The organism is Candidatus Anoxymicrobium japonicum (assembly GCA_002843005.1).
Lineage (GTDB): Bacteria > Actinomycetota > Geothermincolia > Fen-727 > Anoxymicrobiaceae > Anoxymicrobium > Anoxymicrobium japonicum.
In genome coordinates this window covers 1-9,753 of sequence record PHEX01000061.1, presented here as the reverse complement: position 1 = coordinate 9,753, position 9,753 = coordinate 1, and the positions used below count along the sequence as shown (strand labels likewise).

The following is a 9,753-nucleotide window of genomic DNA, read 5'->3' as shown; positions in this document are numbered from 1 at the left end:
GTCGCGTTGTTTCGACAGGGTTTTGGCGATCCGGGTCATGTTATCCTCGCGTGCGGTACTTGCGATCATGATAGTTCCAACTTGATTTTAAAATATTCACTCTTATGAACGCAAAAAGGCATAATGGGGTCAAACCAAAATATGCGTTTTTATGGGCGCTCCCATCATTTATCTGTTGCAAAACGCATATTTTGGTTTGACCCCATTATGCCTTTTCGCACAGCATGTTGACGGGACAGATGTCGTGGCGTGGCGCTCTCACGTGGCAAATCTCGCGCCCGAGCCGGACAAGATTGAGGTGCATGCCCGGTCGCTTCGCCGGCGGTACCAGGGCCTCGAGTTGTGACTGCGCTTGTGCGGCGGTAGTTTTCTCGTCGATGAGCCCGAGCCTTTTAGATGTTCTTAAAACGTGAGTATCCACAGGCATCACACCTCTCCCGTCGGCGAACATGAGCACAACCGATGCCGTCTTCGGCCCTACACCGGTCAGTGACGTGAGATAGTCGCGGGCTTGCCGCACTTTCATGTCGCGAACGAACTCCAGGGAATAGTCGCCACGCTTCAAGAACGCCGCCGCCAGGATCGCCTTGATAGCGCTCGATTTCTGCCGCGACAGGCCGCACGAACGGATGGCAAGTTCGATTGCCGCCACGGGCGCTTCGCCAAGCGCGTTAATGTCGGGGAACACGTCCATCAAGCGTTGATAAGCCAGATCGTAGTTCTTGCGAGAGGTGTTCTGAGAGAGAATCGCGTGGATGAGTTCGTGAACGATGTCGCGGCGCTCTGACGCCGGCGGGAGTCTCATCCCTATTTCCACGGAAAGTCTGTGTTCCACCTCCGTGGCTTTCCTGCGTCTCTGTTTGAAAAGGCTGTCGTGTGGCGGCAATGAAATCTCCACGTAGAGAGAGTGTTAACGAATGAGTCGTGGGATGCGCGCTTTCGACCCGTGGAGCCGGGCTTGCGCGAGCAACCGCGCTGACTTCAACAGGTTCAGCGGCACCATCTTGCGCGGACTCACCTTCATTAGTTTCGCAAGCGCCCCGGCTGTTGACGCCAGGTCGTTGCATTCGCGGGTGAACGATACCCGCGAGCGTCCGAGTCTGTCGATCAGGCGCTCAGCCGTCTCGTCGTACGCGCACGGGCCGGCGATCAGCACGCGCCCCTCGATAGCGTCAATTTGCTTTCTGTCAAAGCCCTTCCCCATGATGATGGTAAAATCGCCTTTGCCGTTGAAGTCCAGGTAAAGCATCTGGAGCACCGCAAGCGTGTTGGTGTTGCACCCCTCAGGGCAGTTCTGATCCGTCCCGTGGATCACCGCGACGTCGCGCGGGAAGGCGTCATAAAGCTGATACGGGTATTTCTGATTGAACCTCGAGAGCGGCTCGCCCTTGACTTTGATGCTGTCGAGGTTCGCGCATCCCAACCCCATGTCGCGCGCCTCCGCGAGGTGACGGATCTCGTCGACATCGTAGCCGAGAATGCGGGCGCACACTGTGTCCACCGCCACAGTATCGCGTCCACCAACAAGAATGTTCAACGGCACAAGCGTTTTCTCGTGAAGCGTTTCCAGCGGGTAGTGCCCGTAAATTGTGACGATACTCCCGTCAACAAGTGTGAAATCGGGCTGTATCACGCTATACACGTCGGCCAGCTTTCTGTGCAAATTGAAATTATGGTCCAATGAGCGGTCGCGGTGCGCGACAAACCCGTACTGGTTCTTGATGCCCGCTGTCATGACAGTCATCGAATGGGTCTTGAGCTTCGGAACGTTGATGTAGGTGACACAATCCCTGTGCTCGATGATGTGCTTAACGCGCTTCGATACACGCACGTCGTAGCCCATGTGAGGCAGGCGAATCTTCGCCTCGCGACCTTCATCCAGGTAAAGAGGTTTGGCGCCGTGTTCCGCCGCGAGCCCTCTGAACCCCGCGATCTCGAAGACCAGGCGCGTGAAGTTGCTCTGCGTCGAGTTGTCCATCAAGAAAACGCGCCGTGCGCCGGCCCTCTTGCAGTAATCGATGACCGAAGCCGTCACGTCGAGGCTTGTGTAAACGTATGGCTTGAAATCGATCGCGTTCACTTTGATGTAGCACTCGTCCGGCCTGTCACGAATAATATCGCCCACGCCGCCCGCGTCCATAATTCGCGTAACCGCCCCATCCAGGTCACAGCCGATGTCAACAACGTCAACTCGAGTTTTTTCCTGCGGCATGTGTTGCGTTGGGGCCCGACCCCAGGTGTTGCGTTTGTCTTTACCGTTACTGCTGGTAACCACTTAGAGATCCTGCGGGATAGCCTCGCCGCGGATCAGATCCTCGTGGGTTTCCCTGCGTCTGATGACGTACGCTTTTTTGCCCGACACCAGCACCTCGGGAACGCGCTTCCTGGAGTTATAGTTGGAGGACATCGAGAACCCGTAGGCGCCGGCGGTAAACACTGCCAGCAAATCCCCCGATTGAACCTCGTGGATCAAGCGATCCTGCGCAAGAAAGTCGCTCGACTCGCATATGGGTCCGACCACATCCACTTTTTCCTCACGCGCGCCGTCGCGGTAGACGACCGGGCCGATGCGGTGCTCCGCCTGATACAAACTGGGCCTGAGAAGATCGTTCATGGCGGCATCGACGACCACAAACTTTTTCCCCTCGTTTTGCTTGTTGAACAACACTTTAGTCACGAGTATACCGGCGTTGCCGGCTATCATGCGGCCGACCTCCATGATAATAGAGCAGCCGGAGTTGCTGAGAAGCGGTACGATCGCGGACGCGAACTGCTCCGGGGTAAACGTTTCCTCGTCGGTATACTGGATGCCGAAGCCGCCGCCAATGTTTATATAGCGGATATCCATGCCGAGGACCTTGAGGCTCCTGGCAAGATTCGCGATTTTTTTCAGGCTACTCTCGAACGGCGCGGATTCGAGTATCTGGGAGCCGAGATGCTGGTGGACGCCAATGGGGTTCAGGCCGGGCAACTTCTGCGAGACCTCGTATTCGGCCATGGCTTCTTTCAAAGGGATGCCGAACTTGCTGTTTTTGAGTCCGGTGGCGATGTACGGGTGCGTCTTCGGATCCACGTCCGGGTTGACACGCAACGCGACGGGCGCCTGCGTGCCCATCTTTACGGCAACCTCGTTGATGAGCATCAGCTCCTGGCTGGACTCCGCATTGAACATGAGTATGCCCTCTTTGAGAGCGTACTCGATCTCGTCGGCTGTCTTGCCCAGACCGGCGAAAACGATCTTGCTTGCCTCAACGCCGCCCTTGAGCGCGCGGTAGAGCTCGCCACCGGATACGACATCGGCGCCGGCGCCCTCGCTTGCCATCATCCGCAGGATAGCGACGTTGCTGTTCGCCTTGACGGAGTAGCAGACGAGATGCGATAGATCGTTGAAAGCCTGGTCGATTGCCTTGACGTGCGACGTGAAAGTATTTTTGCTATACAGATAGAATGGCGTTCCTATCCTGGCGGCAATATCCGAGACCCGAATATCTTCGCAGTAGAGCACGCCGTCTTTATAAACGAAATCGTTCAACTGCCTCCCCCAAAGAAATAAGCTGGAAGACTAGAATAACACAATCACGCGCTACTTCAGGAGTATCTCGTGGTTCATCAGGTCGATGGTCTCGACGCTTGCGGTTATCAACTTCTGTTCGCCGAAGAGGTCGGTCAACAAAAGGCCGTCTCCTTCAGGCCGGATAGTGACGACGTTATCCATCAATCGTTGCCTGGCGCCGTCCTTTACCACGTACACGATTGCCTCACACATCTGTTTCCTCCCTGGTGCTCCGTCCCATAGATATCCTGGCATTCGAACCTCGATCGGGGAAGACTCCCACTCGCCTTGCTTGAAAACGCATATTTTGGTTTGATCCCATTATGCGTTTTCCCTGGATTCTGGCGGCAATCCGTAGATGCTTCGCACCAACAGCATTGCTTCCCCGATGAGCGCCTGCAACGGTTTTTTGTTTGTGCCGAGCAGGTCGATGGGCGGGTTCGATATCGGGAGAAGAACCTTGCGGCCGGGCGCCGACGCGATTGCGGTGGCCATTGTGGGTGTTATTTCTCCCATCATGGAGTTGGGAACGACAATAGAAAGTGAACCCATGATAATCTCGGCTTCACCTATCGAGACCCTCACGGCGTTCTCGCCGGTGGCGCCGCGCGTCGCTTTGGCCTTCATCATGCTGCCTGTCGCGATCGCGTTGGCGCCAAGCGCGATTACCTCGGCGTCCTCAGGGAGCGACTGCCGTAGACGCAAAACGATCTGTGTGCCAATGCTGCCGCCCATTCCATCAACAACGGCGATGATCATCAGTGACCTCCCTCGTACGCTTTCTTCGCGCCGATGGTTTCGAGGTAGCGCTGAGCCCCCTGTGAAGCAAGCGCGCCTTCAGCCGCGGATACGATGATTTGCTTCCAACTGCCGGCCCGGGCGTCGCCCGCCGCGAATACGCCCGGGACGCTCGTCTCCAGATTCTCGCCGGTGACCACGTAGCCTGCCTCGTCCAACTCGACTACTCCCGCCAGAAATTCGGTGTTTGGCGTGTTGCCGGCGTAGAAGAATATTCCCGCCACCGGAACTTCCGCGCGCGCGCCAGTCACGTTGTCGCTGATGGTCGCCGTTCTGACAATCTGGTCGCCCTTGATTTCGGTGATCTCCGAGTTCCACATGAATTCGAGATTCGGCTCACGCGACGCGCGCTCCTCGAGATACGCGGAAGCGCGCAGTTCGTCACGGCGGTGCACAAGAATGACCTTGCTCGCGAACTTTGAAAGGTGCAACGCTTCCCCGACCGCCGCGTCCCCGCCGCCGATGACCATCACGACTTTGTCCTTAAAAAGAGGGCCATCACAGGTAGCGCAGTAAGAGACGCCCCGCCCCGCGTACTCTTCCTCGCCGGGAATACCTATCTTGCGTGGACTCTGGCCGGTCGCGATTATCACGGAGTTCGCCCTGATCTCGCCGTCCTCGAGGGTTATGACCGGCGTTCCCGTGTCCAGCGCCACGCGCGTCACATGCGCGAACGTCTTCATCTGGAGCTCGAAGCGATCAGCCTGCCGCTTCATTCGCTCCGTGAGCTCTATCCCGGATATGCCTTGTGGAAATCCAGGGTAGTTCTCGATTAAAGGTGACATAGCCGCCGTGCCTCCAGGCAACTTCTGCTCGAGAAGAATGGCGTCGATCTTTCCACGGCTCAGATATATTCCGGCGGTCAACCCCGCCGGGCCACCGCCAATGATCGCGACATCTCTTGTTCGCTCTGACAACTGATTTCAACCTCTCTGACGCCAAATCGTTACTGCGGGTCAATTCTCACGTTCGCGCTTTTGGCGCCCATGTCCTCGAGCAATTTCGCCACCCTGTCTCTCTGTTCTTTGGTGAACGGGTTCTCCTTGCGCGTTTCCGTCTCCGCCATCGGTATGCTTACGGTTATTTTCACATCCGCGTTATTGACAACCCGCGAGAGATTGTAGTTACTGCGGTAGCCGGACAAATACTGCGTCAGCATAAGGACAAACACCGTAACAGCCACCAGCAACAGACTCAATATGTAGATGCCAAGGCTTACCTTGATCGGAGCGGATTTTTCAAAGGGGCCCTGGTGTTCATGTGGCCCGGGCATCTGTTCGGCCATTTGCTCATTTTTGCTCTTTTTGCTCATGTAACCTCCTGACGTTTCTCACGTCTAATGAACTGTGCTTATCAATCCGGACAAAGCGCGACGACACCTTGAGACTGTGCGATATTATGCGATAAAATCCTGTTTCGAGTATATGAGAACGCTCTTGAACGCACAAGGAGGATTGGACATGAACGGAAACGAAAAACAGGCACCGCCGGGCAAGATAACTCCTCCGCTGCCGAAACCCGTGGCGCCACGGCGCAAGCGCATTTGGGGTCCGGTGTTGCTGGCGTCAATAGCAGCAGGCATCACAGGCGCGCTTCTGGTCTTGCTCGTCATGCCCGCGATCTTTGGGGTCAACCCTTACGATCTGGTTCGCGGCAAAGTCAAGAGTGTCGGTGTCGGCGAGAGTTCCGGTGTTTCAGCAAATAAGATAAACGTCGTGAGCCCTACGCAGGGCGCTACAAATGTGTCCGGGGTCGCCAGCAAGGTAACGCCGGCGGTCGTCAATATCGACACGAAATCCACTCCACAAGAAACGATGTTTCCGTTTTTCTCCCCACGGGTTCAGGAAGGCACAGGATCAGGGGTCATATACTCGGCGAACGGCTACATTCTCACCAACAACCACGTTGTGAGCGACGCCCAGGACATCACAGTCACCCTTGCCAGCGGGGAGGAGTTCAAGGGCAAGAAGGTCGGGGCGGATCCGGATAACGATATTGCGGTCGTCAAGATAGACAAGACCGGCCTCCCGGCAATAGCGATAGGAGATTCTGACAAACTCGTCGTCGGGCAGCTTGCGGTCGTGGTCGGGAGCCCTCTTGGATTTGAGCAAACGGTGACGGCGGGCGTGGTCAGCGCCCTGCACCGCACGCTGGGGACGAGTTCGTTAAACGGTAATCAAAACGTGCTGATCGACCTGATTCAAACTGACGCTCCTATCAATCCGGGTAATTCGGGAGGAGCGTTGTGTGACGCGAGCGGGAAGCTGATCGGGGTCAATACGCTCATCGCAAGCACTTCAGGCGGTTCCGAAGGTCTCGGGTTCGCTATCCCCGTCAACACCGCTAAAAAAGTCGCGGATGACCTGATCGCCGGCAGGTCGATATCGCACCCGTATATTGGAGTGCTCGGGCAAACTATAAGCGAGAGCATCGCGACCCAGTACAACCTGCCTGTGAGCAAAGGCGCATACGTGACGCGCGTGGTGCCCGATAGTCCGGCGGACAAAGCGAAAATCAAAACGGGAGACATCATCGTTCAGATAGATGGCAAGCCGGTCAAATCCATGGATGACGTCATTAGCACGGTTCGATCCCACAAGGTCGGCGACAAGATCAGCGTGACATATCACTCCGGCGGCTCGAAGAAGACGGTCGAATTAACGCTGGAGGAGAAGCGGAACACACCGGTGGAGTAGTTCGGCGGGAGGCCGGATCCATGGCTTATGACATAATTAACTTATGTCCAGGGAACAGATCACAGAATTACTAAAAGAAGCGCTTGAGCGCGCTATTGCCGAGCGCAAGTTGCCTGAAGTCGATGCCGGCAACATCGAACTCGACCGCCCCAGGCGGAAAGAACACGGTGACTGGGCGACCAACATCGCGCTCGCGCATGCCAGCAAGACAGGCGCGAACCCGCGAGAGGTCGCGCGTATCATAACCGAAGCTCTGCCAGAGGCGCCGGAAGTGATATCCGACGTCCAGATCGCCGGCCCCGGTTTCATCAACTTTCATCTCACTCCCGGATTCACGCGCGGCATCCTCTTTGAGATCGAGGAGAAAGGCGCTCTCTTTGGCGCATCCAGGATAGGCGGCGGTCGCAAGGTCCAGGTGGAGTTCGTGAGCGCGAACCCTGTCGGGCCCCTGCACGTTGGACACGGAAGGTGGGCCGCGCTGGGCGACTCGCTGGCGAATGTGATGAGCCACGCCGGTTACGATGTCGATCGAGAGTATTACATCAACGACTACGGCACGCAGGTGGAGAACTTCGGGCGCTCTATCTCGGCTCGATACCTCGAGGCGCTGGGTGAGGCGGCCGAGTTCCCCTTAGATGGTTACCGCGGACAGTACGTTGTGGAAATCGCGCGGCGCATAGTCGCCGAGCACGCCTTGACGTTCGCGAGTCTTTCCGAGGAGGAGCGCGTTGCCCGCTTCATCGAGATGGAGTACCCGACGATGCTCGCCTCAATCGGGCACACTCTCGAGCGCATGGGCGTAACATTTGACATCTGGTTCAGCGAGCGCGAGCTGTTCCGAAAAGGGGAGGTCGAGCAAGTTCTCTCCGATCTCGAGGGGAGTGGCAAAGCTTACAGGGAAAATGGCGCGCTGTGGCTGCGCACTACCGATTACGGCGATGAGAAGGACAGGGTTCTGGTGCGCTCGAACGGCGAGCCGACCTACTTCGCTTCAGACATAGCGTATCACCGCGACAAGATGTTGAGAGGTTTCGATCTGGTCATAGATATTTGGGGCGCGGATCACCACGGATACATCCCGAGGATGAAAGCCTCGATGGACGCGATGGGGTTTGACGCCCGGCGCCTGGAGGTGGTTCTCGGCCAGTTGGTCAAGCTCTTCCGCGCGAGCGAGCAGGTAACGATGTCGAAGCGCACCGGCGACATAGTTACGCTCGACGAGCTCTTAGACGAAGTTGGAAACGACGCCGCGCGCTATTTTTTCCTGCAACGCTCCGCCGACTCGCCGCTTGATTTCGACATCGAGCTTGCCAGGAAAAAGTCTCCGGAGAACCCGGTCTATTACGTCCAATATGCGCACGCGAGGATATGCAGCATCCTCAAGTACGCGATGGAAGCCGGCGCCGACATGTCGGATCCCTCCCTCGAGGATCTGAACACCCTCGAGAGCGAGTCCGAGATGGATCTGCTTGGTAAGCTCGCGGAACTCGAGGAGATAGTGGAGTTCTGCGCCGAGCACCGGGCGCCCCACAGGCTGACAGGTTACGCGGAGGAGCTTGCCGCCGCGTTTCACGCTTTCTACCGCGATTGCCGGGTCGTAACCGACAACGCCGGAATGACCCGCGCTCGGATATTCGCGATCCGCGGAACGCGCCAGATACTCGAGATAGTCCTTGGTCTCCTCGGCGTGTCCGCGCCCGAAAAGATGTGAAGGGGTGGCGATGCGTTTCGGATACCACGTGCGGGTGAGCGGCCCACCTGTTTCCGCTATCGCGAATGGCATTGACGCGAAGTGCGACACAATCCAGATGTTCCCCGGAAGCCCGCGGCAGTGGGGAACGACCCCTGTTTCGGACGAGGACGCCCGTAAGTTCAAGGAGGCGCGCTCGCTCGCCGACATCGACCCGGTCGTGCTGCATTCGATATACCTGGTCAACATGGCTGCGCCTTTGGTCTCCGTCTTTGACCGTTCTATATCCGCGCTTGTCAGTTCGCTCGAAAAAGCCGACCGTCTCGGCGCCATGGGAGTCATAACGCATACAGGCAACCACAAAGGCGAGGGAGAAGATTTCGGGCTTGCGAGGATCGCGGAGGCAATCAAGCAATGCTTGATGCGGCACACAGGCCCCGCGATGCTGCTGCTCGAGACGACCGCCGGCGCTGGCACTTCGATGGGCGGCACTTTTGAACAGCTTGGCCGTATGTTTGATATTACGGAGCGGCCGGAAAGGCTCGGATTTTGCCTGGACACCTGCCACGTGTACGCTTCGGGGTACGACATTCGCACGGCCGCGGGAATAGACGCTATGGTCGAAGAAATGGAACGATTTCTCGGGCTCGACCGGCTTCGCGTTATTCACATGAACGACACCACCTCACGTCTGGGCTCGCGCCTGGACCGGCACGCGCACATCGGGCAGGGAGAGATAGGGCTCGAGGCTTTCCGCTATATGGTGAACCACGAGGCGCTCGCTCACCTGCCGGCAATCGTCGAGTTGCCGCACGACGCGCCGGGTTCACCCGACGACCTCGCCCTGCTTCGCTCACTTGCAACTTAACTTTGGGGGCAAGTCTTTTTTTTAAAGTCGATCGTCTGTCCAGAGGGGTCAGGCACCGTCTACCTTTACTGCGTAGAGGGGGACGGTGCCTGACCCCAAAGTTAAGTTGCGTTTACTTTTTTGCTGTGCTAGACTCCGGAACCAGATA

The 9,753-nt window shown here is 57.2% G+C and carries 10 protein-coding genes; 3 read left to right on the top strand and 7 right to left on the bottom strand.

Going from position 1 to position 9,753, the window contains the following annotated elements:
- Positions 1-205 precede the first annotated feature (205 nt).
- The 7 genes from CVT63_06590 to CVT63_06560 all read right to left on the bottom strand — a co-directional run bounded on the left by CVT63_06590 (position 206) and on the right by CVT63_06560 (position 5,663).
- Complete coding sequence (locus CVT63_06590) at positions 206-886, bottom strand: hypothetical protein (protein ID PKQ27714.1); 681 nt, start codon at positions 884-886, stop codon at positions 206-208.
- A gap of 24 nt (positions 887-910) precedes the next feature.
- On the bottom strand, positions 911-2,212 hold the full coding sequence (locus CVT63_06585; GenBank protein PKQ27713.1) for a hypothetical protein: 1,302 nt from the start codon (positions 2,210-2,212) through the stop codon (positions 911-913).
- A 63-nt stretch (positions 2,213-2,275) separates the two neighbouring features.
- Positions 2,276-3,532, bottom strand: a complete 1,257-nt coding sequence (lysA, locus tag CVT63_06580; protein PKQ27712.1) for a diaminopimelate decarboxylase — start codon at positions 3,530-3,532, stop codon at positions 2,276-2,278.
- Between the two features lie 51 nt (positions 3,533-3,583).
- Positions 3,584-3,808 (bottom strand): RNA-binding protein, encoded by a 225-nt coding sequence (locus tag CVT63_06575; GenBank protein PKQ27711.1) that lies wholly within the window; start codon positions 3,806-3,808, stop codon positions 3,584-3,586.
- A 66-nt stretch (positions 3,809-3,874) separates the two neighbouring features.
- Positions 3,875-4,312, bottom strand: coding sequence for a hypothetical protein (locus CVT63_06570; GenBank protein ID PKQ27710.1), 438 nt, complete (start codon positions 4,310-4,312; stop codon positions 3,875-3,877).
- Entirely contained in the window at positions 4,312-5,268 is a 957-nt protein-coding gene (gene trxB / locus CVT63_06565; protein ID PKQ27709.1) for a thioredoxin-disulfide reductase, read from the bottom strand. The genes CVT63_06570 and trxB overlap by 1 nt, the downstream gene beginning before the upstream one ends.
- Before the next feature lie 29 nt (positions 5,269-5,297).
- Positions 5,298-5,663 carry a hypothetical protein gene (locus tag CVT63_06560; GenBank protein ID PKQ27708.1) on the bottom strand — a complete coding sequence of 122 codons (366 nt, stop codon included), beginning with the start codon at positions 5,661-5,663 and terminating at the stop codon, positions 5,298-5,300.
- Between the two features lie 34 nt (positions 5,664-5,697).
- On the opposite strand from CVT63_06560, the gene CVT63_06555 reads away from it, so the two are divergent.
- Genes CVT63_06555 through CVT63_06545 form a run of 3 tightly spaced genes read left to right on the top strand, consistent with a single transcriptional unit; the run spans position 5,698 to position 9,605 of the window.
- Positions 5,698-7,047 carry a serine protease gene (locus CVT63_06555; protein PKQ27707.1) on the top strand — a complete coding sequence of 450 codons (1,350 nt, stop codon included), beginning with the start codon at positions 5,698-5,700 and terminating at the stop codon, positions 7,045-7,047.
- 43 nt (positions 7,048-7,090) lie between these two features.
- Positions 7,091-8,758, top strand: coding sequence for an arginine--tRNA ligase (locus tag CVT63_06550; GenBank protein ID PKQ27706.1), 1,668 nt, complete (start codon positions 7,091-7,093; stop codon positions 8,756-8,758).
- A 10-nt stretch (positions 8,759-8,768) separates the two neighbouring features.
- Positions 8,769-9,605 (top strand): deoxyribonuclease IV, encoded by an 837-nt coding sequence (locus CVT63_06545; protein ID PKQ27705.1) that lies wholly within the window; start codon positions 8,769-8,771, stop codon positions 9,603-9,605.
- The last annotated feature ends 148 nt before the right edge of the window (positions 9,606-9,753 follow it).

Bases quoted from the DNA above. Each gene is read 5' to 3' on its own strand.
- CVT63_06585 (PKQ27713.1), bottom strand. From the start codon at position 2,212: ATGCCGCAGGAAAAAACTCGAGTTGACGTTGTTGACATCGGCTGTGAC.
- CVT63_06575 (PKQ27711.1), bottom strand. From the start codon at position 3,808: ATGCCAGGATATCTATGGGACGGAGCACCAGGGAGGAAACAGATGTGT.
- CVT63_06570 (PKQ27710.1), bottom strand. From the start codon at position 4,312: ATGATCATCGCCGTTGTTGATGGAATGGGCGGCAGCATTGGCACACAG.
- CVT63_06560 (PKQ27708.1), bottom strand. From the start codon at position 5,663: ATGAGCAAAAAGAGCAAAAATGAGCAAATGGCCGAACAGATGCCCGGG.
- CVT63_06550 (PKQ27706.1), top strand. From the start codon at position 7,091: ATGTCCAGGGAACAGATCACAGAATTACTAAAAGAAGCGCTTGAGCGC.
- CVT63_06545 (PKQ27705.1), top strand. From the start codon at position 8,769: ATGCGTTTCGGATACCACGTGCGGGTGAGCGGCCCACCTGTTTCCGCT.